General features: G+C 47.7%; 13 protein-coding genes and 1 tRNA gene. 9 read left to right on the plus strand and 5 right to left on the minus strand.

Annotation, left to right across the window (positions count from 1 at the left end):
* Positions 1-2 precede the first annotated feature (2 nt).
* From JFT56_RS05175 to gabT, 8 genes are all read left to right on the plus strand, one after another.
* Positions 3-1358 carry a glutamine synthetase family protein gene (locus JFT56_RS05175; protein WP_198782633.1) on the plus strand — a complete coding sequence of 452 codons (1356 nt, stop codon included), beginning with the start codon at positions 3-5 and terminating at the stop codon, positions 1356-1358.
* 635 nt (positions 1359-1993) lie between these two features.
* Positions 1994-3094, plus strand: a complete 1101-nt coding sequence (locus tag JFT56_RS05180; protein ID WP_198782634.1) for a polyamine ABC transporter substrate-binding protein — start codon at positions 1994-1996, stop codon at positions 3092-3094.
* A 172-nt stretch (positions 3095-3266) separates the two neighbouring features.
* Positions 3267-4403, plus strand: a complete 1137-nt coding sequence (gene potA, locus JFT56_RS05185; protein WP_198782635.1) for a polyamine ABC transporter ATP-binding protein — start codon at positions 3267-3269, stop codon at positions 4401-4403.
* Complete coding sequence (locus JFT56_RS05190; RefSeq protein WP_198782636.1) at positions 4400-5305, plus strand: ABC transporter permease subunit; 906 nt, start codon at positions 4400-4402, stop codon at positions 5303-5305. The genes potA and JFT56_RS05190 overlap by 4 nt, the downstream gene beginning before the upstream one ends.
* On the plus strand, positions 5302-6117 hold the full coding sequence (locus JFT56_RS05195) for an ABC transporter permease subunit (RefSeq protein WP_198782637.1): 816 nt from the start codon (positions 5302-5304) through the stop codon (positions 6115-6117). The genes JFT56_RS05190 and JFT56_RS05195 overlap by 4 nt, the downstream gene beginning before the upstream one ends.
* Positions 6118-6367: 250 nt before the next feature.
* Complete coding sequence (locus tag JFT56_RS05200; RefSeq protein ID WP_198782638.1) at positions 6368-7654, plus strand: NAD(P)/FAD-dependent oxidoreductase; 1287 nt, start codon at positions 6368-6370, stop codon at positions 7652-7654.
* Between the two features lie 60 nt (positions 7655-7714).
* Positions 7715-9163: an NADP-dependent succinate-semialdehyde dehydrogenase gene (gabD, locus tag JFT56_RS05205; RefSeq protein ID WP_198782639.1), complete on the plus strand. Its 1449-nt coding sequence runs from the start codon at positions 7715-7717 to the stop codon at positions 9161-9163.
* 32 nt (positions 9164-9195) lie between these two features.
* Complete coding sequence (gene gabT, locus JFT56_RS05210; RefSeq protein WP_198782640.1) at positions 9196-10473, plus strand: 4-aminobutyrate--2-oxoglutarate transaminase; 1278 nt, start codon at positions 9196-9198, stop codon at positions 10471-10473.
* Positions 10474-10620: 147 nt separating this feature from the next.
* Here the strand turns inward: gabT and JFT56_RS05215 are convergent, their stop codons facing one another.
* Together JFT56_RS05215 and JFT56_RS05220 are read right to left on the minus strand one after the other, a co-directional pair.
* The gene (locus JFT56_RS05215; RefSeq protein ID WP_198782641.1) at positions 10621-11628 is read right to left on the minus strand and encodes an LLM class flavin-dependent oxidoreductase; all 1008 of its coding nucleotides are present in this window, start codon (positions 11626-11628) and stop codon (positions 10621-10623) included.
* Positions 11629-11978: 350 nt separating this feature from the next.
* Complete coding sequence (locus JFT56_RS05220) at positions 11979-13532, minus strand: peptide MFS transporter (RefSeq protein ID WP_198782642.1); 1554 nt, start codon at positions 13530-13532, stop codon at positions 11979-11981.
* Between the two features lie 427 nt (positions 13533-13959).
* Between JFT56_RS05220 and JFT56_RS05225 the strand changes: the two genes are divergently transcribed.
* A complete protein-coding gene (locus tag JFT56_RS05225; protein WP_198782643.1) occupies positions 13960-16080 on the plus strand; it encodes a methyl-accepting chemotaxis protein in 2121 nt (706 codons plus the stop codon).
* A gap of 132 nt (positions 16081-16212) precedes the next feature.
* Here the strand turns inward: JFT56_RS05225 and JFT56_RS05230 are convergent.
* The 3 genes from JFT56_RS05230 to dnaG all read right to left on the minus strand — a co-directional run bounded on the left by JFT56_RS05230 (position 16213) and on the right by dnaG (position 20524).
* A tRNA-Ile gene (locus JFT56_RS05230) sits at positions 16213-16289 on the minus strand.
* 529 nt (positions 16290-16818) lie between these two features.
* Positions 16819-18663: an RNA polymerase sigma factor RpoD gene (gene rpoD / locus JFT56_RS05235; RefSeq protein ID WP_198782644.1), complete on the minus strand. Its 1845-nt coding sequence runs from the start codon at positions 18661-18663 to the stop codon at positions 16819-16821.
* A gap of 136 nt (positions 18664-18799) precedes the next feature.
* Complete coding sequence (dnaG, locus tag JFT56_RS05240; RefSeq protein WP_198782645.1) at positions 18800-20524, minus strand: DNA primase; 1725 nt, start codon at positions 20522-20524, stop codon at positions 18800-18802.
* Positions 20525-20571 lie beyond the last annotated feature (47 nt).

The following is a 20571-nucleotide window of genomic DNA, read 5'->3' on the forward strand; positions in this document are numbered from 1 at the left end:
TAATGAATAAGCTAATCGCTTTTTTAAAAGAACGAAAAATCACAGAAGTCGAATGTGTTATCAGTGATATGACCGGCATTGCCCGCGGTAAAATCGCCCCAGTAGATAAGTTTGTCGATGAAAAAGGCATGCGTTTGCCCGAAAGCGTGCTGTTACAGACGGTGACCGGTGATTTTGTTGGCGATGATATCTACTATCGCTTACTCGATGACGCAGATATCGATTTTGTCTGTGTTCCCGATGAAAATGCCGTCTTTATGCTGCCTTGGACAATAGAGGCCACGGCGCAGGTGATCCACGATTGCTACGACAGAATGGGCAATCCTATCGAGTTATCCCCTCGTAACGTGTTGAAAAAAGTATTGTCTCTCTATGATGAACAGGGTTGGGAACCTGTTATAGCTCCCGAAATGGAGTTCTATTTGACCCGTCGTAGTGATGACCATGATTTACCGCTCAAGCCACCTATTGGCCGTTCGGGTAGACCTGAGGCGGGCCGCCAGTCATTTTCTATCGATGCGGCTAACGAATACGACCCTCTATTTGAAGATATGTATGACTGGTGTGAGATTCAGGGATTAGATATTGATACCTTGATCCATGAGGATGGCCCGGCGCAAATGGAGATCAACTTCAGCCATGGTAATCCTTTGTCCCTTGCCGATCAGGTCTTTATCTTCAAACGTACCCTACGTGAAGCGGCACTTAAGCACGATGTGTGCGCCACCTTTATGGCAAAGCCTGTTACCGATGAGCCGGGCAGCGCTATGCATATTCACCAGAGTGTGATTAATAAAGAAACAGGTAAGAATGTTTTCACTAATGAGGATGGCACTCAAAGCGCATTATTTTTGAGCTATATTGCTGGGTTACAGAAATTTATTCCTGAGTTATTGCCTCTGATGGCGCCGAATGCTAACTCGTTCCGTCGTTTCCTCCCCGGAACATCAGCCCCGGTTAACCTAGAGTGGGGCGTTGAAAATCGCACCTGTGGTCTACGCATTCCTGAGTCGTCACCACAAAATCGTCGTATCGAAAACCGTATCCCAGGCGCCGATGCAAACTGTTATTTGGCAATTGCCGCGAGTTTATTATGTGGCTATATCGGCATGGTAGAAAAGCTCAAACCATCAACGCCCGTTCAAGGTAAATCGAACGAAAGTCGTAGCAATAACCCACATTGCTTGCCTTTAACCCTCGAAGAAGCGTTAGCGGCGATGGAAGAGAGCGATGCCTGTAAGGAATATTTAGGCGAAGCCTTCACTACGGGTTTTGTGGCGGTGAAACAGGCCGAACTTGAAAACTTCCGCCGTGTGGTCAGTTCGTGGGAGCGGGAGTTCCTGCTCCTCAGTGTGTAATGCGCTTTGTTTTAACATAGAAATGGGGCTCGGCATTTGCCTATCTTGACGCTACTAATCGCAAATGTTTGAGCCGCGTTAAACCATCCTCTGCACCACTTTGGTGCCCTTGCTAGGCGCTAGTTGCCTAACTTTGGTGCGGAGGTGTTTTTAACTCGAAGGTCGTTATTTATCTGAGTTTGGGTAAATAAATAGTTGTAGACTCATTCAGTTAGGCACTAAGCGAAAGATTTTTTTCAGTATTGGTATTATGTACAAATAAGATTAAAATTTATTTTAGCTAACTGTTTGTTAGTAAAATTAAAAAGATACTTTATTTTGATGGTTTCAGCGGTTGTTTTAGGGACTTGAGGCATTTGCCTTAATGTTGCAAGATGTAGGGTGTGTGTCATATCTAGTCTGTTTTTGTGATTGTTAATGCAATCGTGATAATCGATCAATTTGGCATGAAATCTGATACCTGACAAATTGCAGCCACCTAAATCAGAAGGCATGATGATGGTGCTGTAGAGACTGCCGATGCGGTTTTTAAGGTGTAGCATTGGTCGAAAATAACAACAATAACCGAGCTGATGGTCGGTGACACAATTTCAGAATTGATTTAGGCAATTCTGCTACCCGAGAAAGGAGAAAGCATGAAGCTATTTAATAAGATGACCACACTGGCTTTAGTGACGGCGGGTGCACTCGCTAGCGTCGCAGCACAGGCCGAAGAAGTGGTGCGTGTGTATAATTGGTCTGATTATATCGCGGAAGATACCTTAGAAAACTTCAAGAAAGAAACAGGCATTCGGGTGATTTACGATGTGTTTGACAGTAACGAAGTGCTGGAAGCTAAGTTATTGTCTGGCCGCAGTGGTTATGACATCGTTGTGCCTTCTAATCACTTCCTTGCAAAACAAATCAAAGCCGGTGCTTTTAAGCAGTTAGATCGCTCTAAACTCCCTAACTTTAAAAACCTTAATGCTGAACTGATGCAGCAGCTTGAAAAGGCCGATCCGGGTAATCAATACTCAGTGCCTTATTTATGGGGAACTAACGGTATTGGTTACAATATCGATAAAGTGAAAGCCGCCGTGGGTGAAGATGCACCATTTGATTCTATGGAGCTGATTTTTAACCCTAAATACGCTGAAAAAATCTCAAAATGTGGCTTTGCGTTGTTAGATTCTGCCGACGATATGGTGCCACAAGCCATGCTTTACTTAGGCTTAGATCCTAACAGTGAGAAGCCTGAAGATTATGAAAAAGCGGGTGAATTACTGGAAAAAATCCGTCCCTATGTGACTTATTTCCACTCATCGCGTTATATCTCCGATCTAGCCAATGGCGATATCTGTGTGGCCTTTGGTTTCTCTGGCGACGTATTCCAAGCAGCGGCCCGTGCCGATGAAGCGGGGAACGGCAATAAGATCGGTTATTCCATTCCTAAAGAAGGTGCTAATCTCTGGTTCGATATGTTAGCCATTCCAGCCGATGCGGCTAACGTTGAGAATGCCCATAAGCTTATCAATTATTTGTTACGTCCTGACGTAATTGCTCCTATCTCTAACTATGTGGCCTATGCCAATCCAAACGATCCTGCTCAGCCTCTGGTTGATGAGGCAATCCGCAATGATCCCGCAATTTATCCACCTAAAGAGGTATTAGATAAGTTGTACATTGGTGAAATCCGCCCCCTAAAAGTTCAACGCGTACTCACCCGCGTATGGACCAAAGTGAAATCTGGCCAATAATCGCTTCGGGGCAGGCGCTGCTTGCCCCAGCTTTGGTCAAGTCACTCAATATATAGGTATCCCCTCAGCCTAGCTGGCGGGAGTCAACAGATTTAACCTCTTTCATTAATTCATTGTGTAAATCTCAAGTGTTGAGCGTGCTGTCGTATCAATGCTTGGGTGGAGAAGTACTATGGCAAGCACCTCGGGCGTCACCAATAAACCGACAACAAAGACGCAAGAAAAAGTACTGCTCAAGATTGAGCGGGTAAGCAAACTCTTCGATGACGTCCGCGCGGTTGATGACGTGTCATTGACTATTAATAAGGGGGAGATTTTTGCCTTACTCGGTGGCTCCGGCTCAGGTAAGTCAACCCTATTGCGCATGTTAGCCGGCTTTGAGAAACCCACCTCTGGGCGTATTTTCCTCGATGGCGAAGACATCACCGATTTACCGCCCTACGAGCGCCCTATTAATATGATGTTTCAGTCCTATGCTTTGTTTCCCCATATGACTGTCGCGGAAAATATTGCCTTCGGTTTGAAGCAAGACAAACTGCCTAAGGCTGAAATTGAACAGCGTGTGCAGGATATGCTCAAGCTGGTGCATATGGAGCAATACGGTAAGCGTAAACCGCACCAATTATCCGGTGGTCAGCGTCAGCGTGTTGCATTGGCCCGTTCACTGGCGAAACGGCCTAAATTATTGCTACTCGATGAACCTATGGGGGCATTGGACAAAAAACTGCGTACTCAAATGCAGTTAGAAGTGGTTGAAATTCTTGAACGCGTCGGTGTGACCTGTGTGATGGTGACCCACGATCAGGAAGAAGCCATGACCATGGCGGGGCGGATCTCAATTATGAGTGATGGCTGGATTGCCCAAACGGGCTCGCCAATGGACATTTACGAGAGTCCAAATAGCCGTATGATCGCCGAATTTATCGGTTCGGTGAACCTCTTTAGTGGCGACATTGAGGTCGATGAAGTCGACCATCTGATCATCAAACCCAACGAGTTAGCCCAATCCTTTTATGTGGGTTACGGTGTATCGACCAACGTAGAAGATAAGCATGTGTGGTTAGCCGTGCGTCCTGAAAAGACCATTATTAGCCGCGAGCAGCCAGAGGGTGAGTATAACTGGGCAAAGGGTGTTGTGCATGATATCGCCTATTTAGGTGGAATTTCAGTGTATTACATTCGTTTGGCGAATGGTCAAATCGTCCAGTGCAGTATGACTAACCGTGAGCGCCGCGCCGATCATGCGACTTGGGATGATGAAGTGTTCATCAGTTGGGAGGACACCAGTGGCGTGGTGTTGAGATCATGAAGATACCATCAAAATTAAAATGGCTGAAAGGGCGCTTCTGGACCATAGGGTTTCCCTATGCCTGGTTATTGCTGTTTTTTGCCTTACCCTTTGCGATAGTGCTCAAGATCAGCTTCTCGACGGCTGCGATCGCTATCCCGCCCTATGAGGCCACGTTTCAATATAGCGACGATGTGCTAAATATTTTTTTGCATCTAGGTAACTATTTGATGTTGCTTGATGATTCGCTGTATTACACGGCTTATCTCAGCTCATTAAAAATGGCGTTAATTTCAACCTTGGGCTGCTTGATGATTGGCTACCCTATGGCCTATGCCATAGCGCGGGCGCCAGCACGTTTGCAAACCGTGTTGTTATTATTAGTTATGCTGCCTTCGTGGACGTCGTTCCTTATTCGAGTTTACGCTTGGATGGGGCTCTTGAGTAACACGGGTATTATTAACAATACCCTGCTCTGGTTAGGCGTCATTTCCGAGCCGCTCCAGATCTTAAATACCAATATTGCTGTGTATATCGGCATCATCTATGCCTATTTGCCCTTTATGATCCTTCCGCTTTACGCCACCTTAGTGAAGATGGATATGAGCCTTATAGAAGCGGCATCGGATTTAGGTTCTAGCCGATTAAATACCTTCTGGAAAATTACTTTTCCACTCTCTAAGAGTGGTGTGATTGCGGGTTCTATGTTGGTGTTTATTCCTGCGGTGGGTGAGTTTGTGATCCCAGAGCTCCTCGGCGGTCCAGATTCCCTTATGATAGGCAAAGTGCTGTGGCAAGAATTCTTCAATAACCGTGACTGGCCTGTGGCCTCCTCATTGGCCATTGTGATGCTGGCACTTTTGATTATCCCTATTACTTTATTCCATCGCTATCAGGCGCGTAGTTTGGAGAAAGACCTATGAAAAAGCTGAGTTTTTCTTCTGTGATGTTGTGGTTCGGACTGTTTTTTCTGTACGCACCTATGCTGATCCTTGTGATTTATTCCTTCAACGAATCAAAGCTCGTGACAGTATGGGGGGGATTTTCCCCTAAATGGTACGGGGAATTATTTAAGGATCAGCAAATTTTGGATGCGGTTTGGACCAGTTTGCGGATTGCATTTTACAGTTCCACCATGGCGGTGATCATTGGCACTATGGCAGCATTTGTGATGACGCGTTTTAAGCGCTCATGGGCAAAGTTAACCCTATCAAATATGATCACAGCGCCACTGGTGATGCCAGAGGTGATCACGGGTCTGTCGTTGCTGCTGTTGTTTGTGCATATGGCGGATCTTTTAGGTTGGCCAAAGGAACGCGGTATGGTGACAGTGTGGATTGCCCACTCAACCTTCTGCGCCGCCTATGTGGCCGTGGTCGTGTCCTCAAGATTGCGTGAGCTGGATATGTCAATCGAAGAGGCGGCAATGGACTTAGGGGCAACACCACTGAAGACCTTCTTTCTGATCACTGTGCCTATGATTTCGCCGGCGCTGGTGGCGGGTTGGTTATTGTCTTTTAGCTTATCCCTAGACGACTTAGTGATCGCAAGCTTTGCCTCTGGCCCTGGAGCAACCACTTTGCCTATGGTGGTGTTTTCTTCGGTGCGTTTAGGCGTATCCCCTAAGGTTAACGCCCTAGCGACACTGATCATTCTGTGTGTGTCTTTAATCGCCTTCCTCTCTTGGTATATGGCAAGACGAGCCGAACAGCGTGAGCGCATGCCACTTAACTAATGATAAAAGCTTTTTGTTAAAAGCAGCATGGCCCTAAGGGCTATGCTGCTCATTTTTAGTCAGATCCTCTTCAGCCATTTTCGTTAAGCCGTTTTCACACTTTAGTCATACTAAGCTTAAGGCATTTGCCTGTTTGAAATATCAAACGAAACGTAAAATATTATGCTTTTGTGGCTAGTCATTCGATTTTTGAAGGTGTAGGATGTGATGGCTGTTTAAAATAATGAACAAAAGAATTCAAGGGAACATCATGTCTGCCATACCCCACACTGGATCATATTACGCCGCATCGGCTAACGATAAAGTCGAACGTCCGCGCCTACAGGAATCGATAGAAGCCGACGTTTGTGTGATTGGCGCGGGTTATACCGGCCTTTCTGCTGCGCTGCACTTATTAGAATCAGGCATGAGTGTTGTTGTGCTTGAGGCCGCTCGCATTGGCTGGGGCGCCTCGGGCCGTAACGGTGGGCAAATCGTCAATAGTTATAGCCGAGATATTGATACCATTGAAAAAACGGTTGGTAAGGAACAGGCGAAACTCTTTGGCCAAATGGCCTTTGAGGGTGGGCAAATTATTCGTGAGCGCATCGCTAAGTACAATATTCAATGCGATCTAAAAGACGGTGGCGTGTTTGCGGCGATGAACGAAAAGCAAATGGGCCATCTACTCCATCAAAAGCAACTGTGGGAAAGCCACGGCCATGTTAATCAGCTTGAGCTCCTCGATGCCAAAGGCATTCGTGGTGTGGTTAATACTGAGCGTTATGTCGGTGGTATGTTAGACAAAAGCGGTGGTCATATTCATCCACTTAATTTAGCCCTAGGTGAAGCGCGCGCGGTCGAATCCCTCGGTGGTAAGATTTTTGAAGACTCAGCCGTGCTGCGTGTCGATGAGGGCGATAGCCCAGTGGTGCATACGGCGCAGGGCAGCGTCAAAGCCAAATTTGTGGTCGTGGCGGGTAACGCCTATTTAGGTAAGTTAATGCCAGAGCTGCAGGCGAAATCTATGCCCTGCGGCACGCAAGTCATTACCACTGAGCCTTTGAGTGCCGATCTGGCGGCAAGCTTATTGCCACAGGATTACTGCGTCGAAGACTGTAACTATCTGCTCGATTATTTCCGTCTGTCTGGCGATAAGCGGATGATTTACGGTGGCGGCGTGGTGTACGGCGCCCGCGATCCGGCGGACATTAAATCCATCATTATTCCGAACATGCTCAAAACCTTCCCGCAATTAAAGGATGTGAAAATCGATTATGCCTGGACGGGTAACTTCCTCCTGACGTTATCGCGTCTGCCACAGGTCGGCCGTATCGGTAAAAATATTTATTATTCACAGGGTTGCAGTGGCCATGGTGTCACTTATACCCATCTGGCGGGCAAGTTACTGGCCGAAATGCTCAACGGCCAAGCCACGCGCTTCGATGCCTTTGCTGCACTGCCACATTATCCATTCCCCGGTGGTCACGCACTTCGCGTCCCTTTTAGTGCTATCGGGGCTTGGTATTACACCTTGAGAGACAAGCTAGGTATCTAGTCTGTTTCATTTATTTTCATTCGAGGCAAGCGATTGCCCCACTAATGCGAGGACGTCCTTGTGTTGCTAAAAGATCCGAGTTTGCTGCGTCAACAATGTTATATCAACGGCCTGTGGTGTGATGCCGAGTCTAAAGAGACTGTGGCTATTGCTAACCCTGCGACAGGCGCCGTGATTGCGAGCGTGCCTGTGATGGGGCAAGTCGAAACCCAAGCTGCGATTAAGGCGGCTGAAGCGGCGCTGCCAGCATGGCGAGCACTGACGGCCAAAGAGCGCGGCGCTAAGTTAAGGCGCTGGTTTGAATTACTGAATGAAAACAGTGATGACCTCGCGTTACTGATGACCACTGAACAAGGTAAGCCATTGGCGGAAGCCAAGGGTGAAGTAACCTATGCGGCATCCTTTATCGAGTGGTTTGCCGAAGAAGCGAAACGTATCTATGGCGATACTATTCCCGGGCATCAAGGGGATAAACGCTTGATGGTCATTAAGCAGCCCGTTGGTGTGACTGCAGCGATTACGCCGTGGAACTTCCCCGCCGCAATGATCACCCGCAAAGCGGCTCCGGCTCTCGCTGCGGGTTGTACTATGGTGGTTAAGCCTGCGCCACAAACGCCGTTCACCGCATTAGCCTTGGCCGAACTTGCCGAGCGCGCGGGCATTCCGGCTGGGGTGTTCAGTGTGGTCACGGGGGATGCCATCGCGATTGGCAATGAAATGTGCAGCAACCCGATTGTGCGTAAGCTGTCTTTTACTGGCTCGACCAATGTCGGCATTAAGTTGATGGAGCAATGCGCGCCAACACTTAAAAAATTGTCTTTAGAATTAGGCGGTAATGCGCCATTTATCGTGTTTAACGATGCCAATATCGATGCCGCTGTCGAAGGCGCCATGATTGCTAAATACCGTAATGCGGGCCAAACCTGTGTCTGCGCTAACCGTATTTATGTGCAAGACGGGGTATACGATGAGTTTGCCTTAAAACTCAGCGCTGCGGTGGGCAAGCTTAAGGTTGGAGAGGGCATCAATGAAGGCGTCACTACGGGTCCGCTGATCAATGCTGCCGCGGTCGAGAAAGTACAAAGTCACCTTATCGATGCCATTGCAAAAGGCGCATCAGTGCTCGCAGGCGGCAAAGTCCATGACCTTGGCGGCAATTTCTTCGAGCCAACCGTGCTCACTAATGTTGATAAAAGTATGCGTGTTGCCCGCGAAGAAACCTTTGGACCACTCGCGCCGCTGTTTAAATTCAGCGATGTCGACGATGTGATCAAACAAGCTAACGATACTGAATTTGGCCTCGCCGCCTATTTCTATGGCCGCGATATTTCGCTGGTGTGGAAAGTCGCCGAAGCCTTGGAATACGGCATGGTTGGCGTCAACACTGGCTTGATTTCGACTGAAGTCGCGCCCTTTGGCGGGATGAAATCCTCAGGACTGGGTCGCGAAGGTTCTAAGTTTGGCATCGAAGAATATTTAGAAATGAAGTACATCTGCATGTCCGTTTAATACGGTCCGATTTGGCGTGTGAGGAACACTAAATGACAACAACCAATGATTCATTGATGGCACGTCGCCAAGCCGCAGTTGCGGGTGGTGTCGGGCAAATTCACCCGATTTTTACCGCCCGCGCCGAAAATGCGACCGTGTGGGATGTTGAAGGTCGCGAGTTTATCGATTTTGCGGGCGGTATTGCCGTGCTCAATACGGGTCACCTTCACCCTAAAGTGAAGGCAGCGGTTGCGGCACAGCTAGATAATTTCTCCCATACCTGTTTTATGGTGCTCGGTTACGAGAGCTATATCCAAGTGTGTGAAAAGCTCAATCAACTGGTACCAGGGGATTTTGCCAAGAAGACGGCATTATTTACCAGTGGTTCAGAAGCGGTTGAAAACGCAGTTAAAGTAGCGCGTGCTTATACCAAACGTGCGGGGGTGATTGCGTTCACCTCGGGCTACCATGGTCGCACTATTGCGGCTTTGGCATTGACCGGAAAAGTCGCACCTTACAGTAAAGGTATGGGGCTGATGTCGGCGAATGTGTTCCGCGCTGAGTTTCCGTGCGAAATGCATGGCGTGTCCGATGACGATGCCATGGCTTCCATCGAACGTATCTTTAAAAATGATGCCGAGCCGAGTGATATCGCCGCCATTATTTTAGAGCCAGTGCAGGGCGAGGGCGGTTTCTACGCCGCATCGCCCGCCTTTATGCAACGTTTACGCGCACTATGCGACCGTGAAGGCATAATGCTTATCGCCGATGAAGTGCAAACGGGCGCTGGCCGTACTGGCACTTTCTTCGCGATGGAGCAAATGGGGGTTGCTGCAGATATCACGACCTTTGCTAAATCTATTGCGGGTGGTTTCCCACTCTCAGGTATTACTGGCCGTGCTGAGGTGATGGATGCAATTGGCCCTGGTGGTCTTGGCGGTACCTATGGTGGCAGCCCGTTAGCCTGCGCCGCTGCGCTTGCGGTTATTGAAGTGTTTGAAGAAGAAAAGCTGTTAGACAGGGCCAATACCATAGGTGAGCGCATTAAGTCGGCCTTGAATATCATGCAGGTTGAACATGCGCAAATCGCCGATGTGCGTGGTTTAGGCGCGATGATCGCTATCGAATTAATGGAAGATGGCAAACCTGCACCGCACTATTGCGCCCAAGTGTTGGCTGATGCCCGTGACCGTGGATTGATTTTATTATCCTGCGGCACTTACGGTAATGTGCTGCGTATTTTGGTGCCATTAACGGCGCCGGATGCCCAAATTGATGCGGGTCTTGGGATCTTAAAAGCGAGCTTTAATGCCGTACTAAAAAGCTAATGTCGCTTTGATATAAAACGGTTTTAGTTAACCGTTCTGCATAATAAAAATCCCGCTTCGGCGGGATTTTTATTGGGGGAGCGATTGTTTTGGAATTGGCTGCTTTTACTGCCAATGACTTTCAGCACTCATCAGTTAAATGAATCGCTACTTTTTAATCTCCATTAGGATCTGCAGCGCTTTTTTGCGTTTATCAAGATCATACAAGTCGTTGGTAAAGATAAACTCATTCACGCCGAGCTCTTTTACGATCATTTCCAAACGATGCTTAATCGTCGCTGGGCCACCAGTGACAGATAAACTTAAGAAGTTATCGACATAGGTTTCTTCCTGCGCACTCCACAAGCCATCCATAGTGTCAACCGGTGGCTTTAACCATAACTCGTGGCCACGGATAAGCGCCAATACGCGCTGCTTCGAGGTCGTGCCCAGAAATTGGGCCTTTTCATCAGTATCGGCGGCGACGAGCGGCAAGCCGAGCATCACATAGGGTTTATCAAGTACTTGAGAAGGTTTAAAGTCGCGGCGATAGATTTCAATCGCATCGTAGAGAAAACGTGGTGCAAAGTGGCCCGCAAACACATAGGGCAAACCGCGCTGCGCCGCTAACTGTGCGCTAAAGAGGCTCGAGCCCAATAACCAAATGGGCACATTAGTGCCTTCTCCTGGAATCGCTCGCACCGCATGGCGACCATTGTAAGGGCTAAGTAGAGTTTGTAATTCACTGACTTCTTCAGGGAATTGTTCGGCGCGACTGGTATCGCGGTTCAGTGCTCTGCTGGTAATTTGATCGCTGCCGGGGGCGCGGCCTAGTCCTAAATCGATTCGACCAGGATATAAGCTTTCAAGGGTGCCGAACTGTTCGGCGACCACTAATGGCGCATGGTTTGGCAGCATAATGCCCCCTGCGCCGACACGAATACGCTGCGTATTACCAGCTATATAGCCAATTAATACCGAGGTCGCCGCGCTGGCGATACCGGGCATATTATGGTGTTCGGCAAACCAAAAACGATTAAAGCCGAGTCTGTCGGCTTCCTTGGCATACTGCAAACTGTTGTGCAGCGTTTCACCCACGGTTGAGCCTTGGCGCATGGGCGCGAGTTCCAATAGCGAGAAGGGAATATCGGCCAATATTGATGTCTGTTGTGACATAGTGTCTCCAAGTGACTGCCGTTTTTGCTAGCGACAACAAGCGGCGCTAACAGTGTTAGGCGTATTGAGCTAAGTCATTAAACTGAGTGTGTACTCGTTTTGTAACAAATTGAAGGGCTGAAGTCATCCGTCTGTGAGGGGGATAATGTGGAACTGAAGTTCTTATTCTCAACAACTCAGCGCTAGGCCAGTCACAGTGGGATGACATGACTTTCGCTAAAGCTCATTTGGTTATGAGTAGCAATACAAGGGTATAAACGGCGTTGAATGAAGTGATAAAAAAACTGCCGATAGCAGGGCTATCGGCAGTTGATGTTATGTAAAGATCATTGGCGATTGCCAGTTGAGCATTACTGCTCGGCTTTCACATCGCGCAGTGATGCCGCTGCACTGTCATCATTCATCGCATTATGTGAATGGTGGCTGTCCGTTAGGCGACGCATTAGCGGTAATACGGCTAAGGCGATAAAGGTACAAACAACGGCGGCGATACCTAGCTTATTGAACAGGCTGGTATACACAGGCAAGGTTTGCAGTGGGTCGACCAAATCCTGTGGCACACTGGCGAAGTTAGCGACAACGCCACCAAGGTACTGGGAAATACCCGAGGCGACGAAATAGGCGCCCATCATAAAGCCGCCCATGCGCGCTGGCACGTAACGAGCGATCATAGCAAGACCTAATCCGCTCACTAGCAGTTCGCCTAGGGAGTAAGAGGCATAGCCCCAGATCATGATCCAAGATGAGGTTTTACCATTGACGGCAAATTGGCCTGCAAAGCCATAGATAAAGAAACCTATCGCTACAACCGCAAAACCTAAGGCAAATTTAGCGGCAATCGAGAAGTCTTTATTATTGCGCCCTGCCCATGAATAGCTCCAAGCCAGCACTGGACTTAACACCATGATCCATAGTGGGTTAAGCGCTTGGAATTGTGCCGGTGACCAAGTCCATAAATGGGTGCCAAATACTTGGAAATCCCAATCCACGTTACGCAGTGCAAAGAGTGCAAGCGAGGTGGACATTTGCTGATAAAAAATAAAGAAAAAGACCGTTTGCACCGTCAGGATCAGTGCGGCAATTAAGCCGGCACGTTCACTGGTTTCGCTGGTGCGGATCAGATGGAAGAAAATACCTAATACGGCGATACCAGCCGCATAGACGAATACCCTGGCAACGTCTTCATACTCGAGGATAATCGCCGAAGCAACGACAGATAGCGCAGAAAGTGCTAGCACTATGACGAGGCTTTTCTTGTTGACGGGGCGCGTATCGGGCTCGGAGCCGTAATGGGTCAGACTCTTGCGCATTAAGGCATAGTTACCTAAACCGACCAATAAGCCCACACAGCACACGGCAAAGGCAGCATGCCAGCCGTATTCATTACCATATTGGGCATTAACATAATCCTTAATCCATGGCGTGAGTAACATGGAGAAGGTTGAACCTACGTTGACCGCCATATAGTAGATAGTAAAAGCACTGTCGATTTTTGAATCGTCGCCTTCGTAGATCTTACGGACTAAGTTGCCCGCATTGGGTTTAAATAAACCGTTACCGACCACAATCACGCCGAGGGCTGAAAACATAAACCAAGTGTTTTCAGTGGGAACTGTCATTAGTGCGTAACCGACAGACAAAATCCCCGCGCCGAGTAACATAGTGCGTTTAGTGCCGAGGATTTTGTCCCCAACCCAGCCACCAATTGCCGGAGATACATAAATAAGCGCCGCACAGGCACTCCAGACTAAGTTTGCCCGGGAGTCATCAAAGCCAAGACGCTGCACCATAAAGTACACAATCAGCGCCTGCATGCCGTAATAACCAAAGCGTTCCCATAATTCGATAAGGGACACAGTCATAAATGAATGTGTCTTGCTTACCTGAGTGGTACCAAGAGTCATAAAGCTTGCTTCCATTATTGTAGTTTTGTGTTTAAGGGCAAGAGTATAAGGCGATAATCAGCACAAACCAATGCTCCTCAGTAGCAGAATAGAGTTTGTTACAAATGAATTTAGCCCGTTTAATCTAAAATTAATCTTTAACGGGTTGATGAGGCATTTTTTGCCACATTTATTAATTGAATACGCGATCACAGCATAAATAGAATGTTTGGCAATAAACCGAATTGATGTGCTGTAAAAGATGACTCAAGCTCTCGAATTCCCAAATATTTCATCATGCTAAAGTTTTACTTTTACATAACAATTCTTTATCTTAAGTACTGGTAATCCCTCCGCTGAGTGCTACTTTTAAGATCGGCTAGTTAAAATAAAAAATGAATTAGATCAAAATAATTACGCTATTTTCGTTCTCTTTGGAGTTGACTCGATGAAGCATTTATCCATTAGTACTAAGTTGTTGTGGATCACTTCCGCCTTGTTCCTATCGATAGTCGCCATTTTATCCATCAGCCTCTGGTGGACGCTATCGGCTCAAAATGCTCAGTTATCCGAGCAGGTCCAAAATAGCTTACAAAATGAAACCCGTGATAAGCTCGAAGCGCGCGCCGGTGAGTATGGTGAAATGGTCGCTGGATTTATTAATGAGGCTTACCGGATCCCCTTTTCTTTCGCGGGCATGCTTGAAAGCACCGCAGAAGAATTGCCCTTAAAGCGTGATCGTTTAGAGCTTGCCGTGGCAGCAGTGCTTAAGAAGAATGCCCAAGTCTCTTCTATGTATTCCCAGTTTGAAGCTAATGGCTACGATGGCCTAGATAGCGAGTTTCTAAATGTTCAGGCGAGCCATAGTGTGGCCTCGTCGGGAGCCCTAGAGGTTTATTACACCCGCAATGATGACGGCACGGTTGAACATCAGCAAGTTGATGATTCGGCTGAAAAATACCTCACCAGTTTGAATGAGTTTGGGATCCGAGATGCCGAATGGTATTTGTGTGGTAAAGAGACGCTTAAACCCTGTTTGATGGAACCTTATTTATACGAAATTACCCCGGGCAATAACGCACTAATGACGTCTTTAACTGTGCCTGTACTTAAGTATAAACAATTTATTGGGTTGGTTGGGGTGGATGTGAATCTGCCAGTATTTCAGACCTTGATTGATACACTGTCAAAGAGTCTCTACGACGGCCAAGCCAAAGTGACCCTCTTAAGTACCCGAGGTCTAGTGGTTGCGGCAAGTCATTACAGTAAAAAAGCTCGGCCCTTATCCGAGTCGGTGGCCCCTCAATTGGCTTCGCAAATCATCTCGTTACACAAGAATGGCAAGTACATGATGAATGACGATGAGATTATCGTCGCTTATCCGATTAAAATTCCCTTGGCCAATGCCGAGTGGTCATTAGCTATCCAAGTTCCTAAGGCGCAGGCCTACAAAAGTTCGATTGCTCTCAATAATGAAATGGATGAAATGGCGGCCTCGTTAGGCAGCCTATTATTGATTGTGGGTTTAGTCGTGTCTGTTCTTGCCGTGGTGACTATTAGCCTCGTTATCCGCAGTATCATTTCTCCACTTAAGATGATCCAAGGTCGTGTTGAGCACTTAGCCAGTGCAGAAGGCGATCTCACTCAATCCATAGAAGTGGATGCCCATGCGGAATTGATTGCCCTTGGAAAAGGATTCAACTCCTTCATCTATAAGCTAAAGAATTTAATTGCTGAGTTAAAAACCTTAGCCGGTCGAACCCAAGAGGAAAGCCAATCCTCGGCAAAAATTGCCCAGCTAACCCGTGACAGTGTGCATCGGCAGTATGGCGAAATTGAAAGTGTGGTCACAGCCGTCAATCAAATGAGCGCAACGGCTCTTGAAGTGGCTAAAGCCTCGGAACAAACAGCCTCAGAGACTGAGGCCATGTCCCGGAATATTCGCCACAGTGAAGAAAGCCTAACCAAGGCGATGGATTTTGTGGCAACTATGTCCCAGGAATCGATGCAGGCAAAAGTTGCCGTCAGTAAGGTGGCCGAAAGCAGCACAAATATCAGTCGTATCCTTGAGGTGATTAGCTCCATTGCAGCGCAAACTAACTTGCTTGCCTTAAACGCAGCCATTGAGGCGGCGAGGGCAGGAGAACAAGGTCGTGGCTTTGCCGTTGTTGCCGATGAGGTGAGGGCGCTGGCCTCTAAAACCCAAAGCTCAACCGATGATATCAGCGTACTGATCGATGCCTTGCAAAAAGAGGTGCACAGTGCTTCTGGGATTATTGATAAAGGGGCCGAACGCGCACAAATGGCGGTTTCGCAAACAGAACAAGCGCTCACATCCCTTAACTCTATGGTTAGTCAGATAGAAGAGATCTCGGCCCAAGTGACCCATATTGCCGCCGCGGCAGAGGAGCAAAGCGCAGTTACAGAAGAAGTAAACCGCAATATTACCGGCATTTCCGATTCAGCATCAGAACTCGCAAGGCTTGCGGGTGAGGCGCAGCAAAGCAGTGTGGTACTTGCCGAGCTGGTGAAACAACAACATGAGCAGTTAGGTAAGCTAAAAACCTAAGTGTTTGTATCGGACTTGATTGAATAGCAATAGGCCCTTTGATGTGTGTTGATTGTTAAACACTTATCAAAGGGTTTATTTTTTAGATACAAAAAAGCCCATTGATTCAATGGGCTTTTTTGTTGAATTGGGTGGTGGCCCCTCACGGACTTGAACCGTGGACCTAACGATTATGAGTCGTGTGCTCTAACCAACTGAGCTAAGGGGCCGACTAAAGGTAATCGTCATTACCTAAAGCGGGAGGAAGTATACTAAGCTTGTTTGCGCTTGTCACCCGTGTTTTGGGTTGAAATTCACGCAACTGATTCAATTGGTTATCTGTTAAGCAATTGAATAGGCTAAATCTCCCATTCCAATGTCTAAAGTGGGTGTAATACCAATCACATTAAATATCTAATCAGTTCAGAGCCTCACAGGTATCTCAATCCAAGGCGCATTGACGCAGAAATGGCCATTCCCTTTTAAGTCAATGCAACACGGGAGTGGGGTGCCTGTGTGGCTCCCGAAGGGCGGCTGATGTTCACTACATGGCAACGCGCTTTATACTGCGTTCAAGGCTTTCGACAGAGCACCACTATGCCTTCAAGCCTTCGCCTTGTCTAAAGCGCGTTGAACTCCCGCTGAATGAACAGATATTTAATACGATTGGTATAAGGGTCAAGGGCAAGGGAATTTGAAGGTATTGTTGCAATAAAAAGCCCCGCACTGTGGCGAGGCTTGATTGAGTGTCGAATTAGACTATTCGTCTAAGAACGACTTTAAGATTTCAGAGCGTGAAGGGTGGCGCAGCTTACGCAAGGCCTTGGCTTCAATTTGACGAATACGTTCACGGGTCACGTCAAACTGTTTGCCCACTTCTTCCAACGTGTGGTCGGTATTCATATCGATACCAAAACGCATACGCAGCACTTTTGCTTCGCGGGCGGTTAGACCAGCTAATACTTCGTGGGTAGCACTCTTCAAGCTTTCACTGGTAGCGCTGTCCAGCGGTAATTCGAGGGTGGTATCCTCGATAAAATCACCTAAATGCGAATCTTCATCGTCACCGATTGGGGTTTCCATGGAGATAGGTTCTTTAGCGATTTTCAGTACCTTACGGATCTTGTCTTCCGGCATCATCATACGCTCTGCTAGTTCTTCAGGGGACGGTTCGCGGCCCATTTCCTGCAACATTTGGCGAGAGATACGGTTCAGCTTGTTGATCGTTTCGATCATATGCACCGGAATACGGATGGTGCGTGCTTGGTCGGCGATAGAACGGGTAATCGCCTGACGGATCCACCAAGTGGCATAGGTCGAGAACTTATAACCACGACGGTATTCGAACTTATCTACCGCTTTCATCAGACCTATATTGCCTTCTTGGATCAAATCCAAGAATTGCAGACCACGGTTGGTGTATTTCTTCGCGATAGAAATTACCAGACGCAAGTTGGCCTCAACCATTTCTTTCTTCGCACGGCGGGCTTTAGCCTCACCGATGGACATGCGGCGGTTGATGTCTTTGATTGCCGCAATGGCTAAGCCTGTTTCTTCTTCAACGGCGGCTAGCTTGCTACGGCAGCGCAGCACGTCTTCCTCAACCATTCTTAAACCTTCGGCGTAAGGTTTGTTTGAGGCTTTTTCAGCATGGAACCAATCGAGATTGGTTTCGTTGCCGGTGAAGAATTTAACAAAGTTTTTCTTCGGCATTTTAGCTTGCTCAACGCAAAGCTTCATCACCAAACGTTCTTGCACGCGCACGCGGTCCATCATAGAGCGCATGCTTTTCACTAAACGGTCAAACTGTTTAGGAACTAGACGGAATTCTTTGAAGATTTCGCCGATTTCGAAGAGGGCTTTGACCGACTCAGGATGCTCACGACCTTTAGCCTCAATGATTTTGAGCGCATTTTCATAGGCGGTTCTTAGTTGGCTAAAGCGTTCACGGGCTTCTTCAGGATCTGGGCCTTTATTGCCGTCATCATCTTCATCGCCGCTTTCTTCATCGTCTTCATCTTCGTCGTCTTCATCGTCAAGATCTTCATCCGACAGTTCTGAACCTATGTGGGTAGCGGTTGGTGCGACGTCTTCTTCGTCTGGATTGACAAATCCAGAGATAATATCAGACAGACGCAGTTCATCGGCCTCAAACTGGTCGAACTGTTCAAGGATCATGGCGATCGCTTGTGGGTATTCGGCGACTGAGCTCTGAACTGTGTTGATGCCTTCTTCGATGCGTTTGGCGATAACAATTTCGCCTTCACGGGTCAGAAGCTCAACGGTTCCCATTTCACGCATGTACATGCGCACGGGATCGGTAGTACGACCAAGCTCACTTTCTACTGTGGCTAGGGCTGCTGCGGCTTCTTCTGCTGCATCTTCGTCGGTGTTGTCTTCCGACATCATCATGTCATCGGCATCGGGGGCTTCTTCGAACACCCGAATACCCATGTCATTTATCATCTGGATAATATCTTCGATCTGGTCAGAATCGACCATGTCTGCAGGTAAGTGATCGTTCACTTCTGCATAGGTTAAGTAACCTTGCTCTTTACCTTTGGCAAGCAACAGCTTGAGTTGCGACTGCGGAGTATGATCCATAGATATCATCCAAGTTGGGAAACTGTTACAACGACGGACAGTTAGCTTTAAGCTAAGTGCCGCGCAAATCGTCAATTATAGCCGTGTGCACATATCTGTGCTAGTCACTGGGATAGTGAATGAGGACATTTTTGCCTCAGTTCAATCCTTTCATGACTGAGATCAGCTTCTGTAGCTGTATCTTCTCTTCTTTAGTATGAGTCTGTTTGAGACTCAATTCCTGGTATCGCTGTTCAATATATTGATTGTTCAACCAAACCAGTGTCTGTTTAAACTTTTCTGCTAAGTTTTCATCCGCCACTTGATGGTCCCATTGGGCCAATTTATGGAGTGTGCCGCTGTGTGGGCTATCTCTGAATTGTTCAAGTAGTTGTGCGCTGTTTAACCTATGCTCTTTAGTTAAATTGAGCAGCAGTGGCAGCAAATCTATGCCTGGCATCTGCAGGTGATTGAGTGCGGGTTGTGGGGGTAAACCCATTCCTAGCTCGGGATGCTGTACTAACAGTGCGATGGCGAGTCGCAAAGGGGTACCGCGTCCTTTGAGTCCTGCTGATGCGGTAGGCTTAGTTTGTTTGACACTAAAGCCTAACTTTTTCTTCATATCATCTGAACTATTCATTCCGAGCTTGTGAGCTAAGTTCTCAAGCAGCAAATTTTGTAGCACAGTATCTTGAATTTTTTCAATTAGGATAAAGGCTTGCTTGGCTAAGTTGCCTTTATCCGTACCGTATTTTGTCGCTAGGGTATCGAAGAGAAACTCGGGGAGCGATATGGCGCTATCCATCAGAGTTTCGAAGGCTTCTTTACCTATTTTTCGTACCATAGAATCAGGATCTTCCGCCTGGGGCAGAAACATAAATCGCACTTGATCGCCGGGCTTTAAGAGCGGCAATGCCGTTTCTAAGGCTCGCCACGCCGCTTCTGTGCCTGCACGGTCACCGTCGTAACAGCAAACGACTTCCTTGGCACTACGGAGTAACAATTGAAATTGTTCTGCCGTCGTTGAGGTGCCGAGCGATGCAACTGCGTAATCCACGCCATATTGGGCAAGGGCTACTACGTCCATATAGCCTTCGACGATCAGCACCTTCTCAGGATCTCTATGGCGCTGTTTTAGCTCATATAAGCCATAAAGCTCATTGCCCTTATGAAATATGGGCGTTTCTGGCGAATTCAAGTACTTGGGTGTGCCATCACCTAATACACGGCCACCAAATCCAATCACCCGTCCACGGCGATCGCGGATGGGAAACATGAGGCGGTCGCGGAATCTGTCGTAGCGCTTGCCACTGTCATTGCTGATCAGCATGCCGGCGGTCAGCAGTTTGTCCTGTGCGTCTTGGTTTTGACGATAGCGGCCTAATAAACCGTCCCAGCCGTCGGGCGCAAAGCCAATACCAAAATGTTCCACTATGTCATCGGATAAGCCGCGATAGGCGAGGTAGTCGATGACCTTTTGTTTATCTTGGTGTTGTCTAAGCTGGTTTTGAAAGTAGCGGCTGGCTTCTTCCATTAATTGGTATAAGTCGCGGCTTAAACCATCATCATGGCGTTTGCCGGTACCTTGTTCTCTGGGAACCTCTAACCCAAGTTGTCCTGCCAGATCTTCTATGGCATCGACAAAGTCGAGTCGGTCATATTCCATCACAAAATCGATGGCATTGCCGTGGGCACCGCAGCCAAAGCAATGATAGAACTGTTTATCCCGGCTAACGGTGAAAGAAGGTGATTTTTCACTATGAAAAGGGCAACAGGCAGAGTAGTTCTTACCCGCCTTTTTCAAGGGCACCTTACGATCGATTAGCTCGACTATGTCGGTGCGAGCGATTAGCTCATTGATAAAATCACGAGGTATTGCCATTGAATGCTTAAAATCTCGCCTAAAGCGAATTTAAACAAACAAGCCGC

Origin of the sequence: Shewanella putrefaciens (assembly GCF_016406305.1) — a bacterium.
GTDB lineage: Bacteria > Pseudomonadota > Gammaproteobacteria > Enterobacterales > Shewanellaceae > Shewanella > Shewanella putrefaciens_C.

Bases quoted from the DNA above. Each gene is read 5' to 3' on its own strand.
- JFT56_RS05175 (WP_198782633.1), top strand. From the start codon at position 3: ATGAATAAGCTAATCGCTTTTTTAAAAGAACGAAAAATCACAGAAGTC.
- JFT56_RS05180 (WP_198782634.1), top strand. From the start codon at position 1,994: ATGAAGCTATTTAATAAGATGACCACACTGGCTTTAGTGACGGCGGGT.
- potA (WP_198782635.1), top strand. From the start codon at position 3,267: ATGGCAAGCACCTCGGGCGTCACCAATAAACCGACAACAAAGACGCAA.
- JFT56_RS05190 (WP_198782636.1), top strand. From the start codon at position 4,400: ATGAAGATACCATCAAAATTAAAATGGCTGAAAGGGCGCTTCTGGACC.
- JFT56_RS05195 (WP_198782637.1), top strand. From the start codon at position 5,302: ATGAAAAAGCTGAGTTTTTCTTCTGTGATGTTGTGGTTCGGACTGTTT.
- JFT56_RS05200 (WP_198782638.1), top strand. From the start codon at position 6,368: ATGTCTGCCATACCCCACACTGGATCATATTACGCCGCATCGGCTAAC.
- gabT (WP_198782640.1), top strand. From the start codon at position 9,196: ATGACAACAACCAATGATTCATTGATGGCACGTCGCCAAGCCGCAGTT.
- JFT56_RS05215 (WP_198782641.1), bottom strand. From the start codon at position 11,628: ATGTCACAACAGACATCAATATTGGCCGATATTCCCTTCTCGCTATTG.
- JFT56_RS05220 (WP_198782642.1), bottom strand. From the start codon at position 13,532: ATGACTCTTGGTACCACTCAGGTAAGCAAGACACATTCATTTATGACT.
- JFT56_RS05225 (WP_198782643.1), top strand. From the start codon at position 13,960: ATGAAGCATTTATCCATTAGTACTAAGTTGTTGTGGATCACTTCCGCC.
- rpoD (WP_198782644.1), bottom strand. From the start codon at position 18,663: ATGGATCATACTCCGCAGTCGCAACTCAAGCTGTTGCTTGCCAAAGGT.
- dnaG (WP_198782645.1), bottom strand. From the start codon at position 20,524: ATGGCAATACCTCGTGATTTTATCAATGAGCTAATCGCTCGCACCGAC.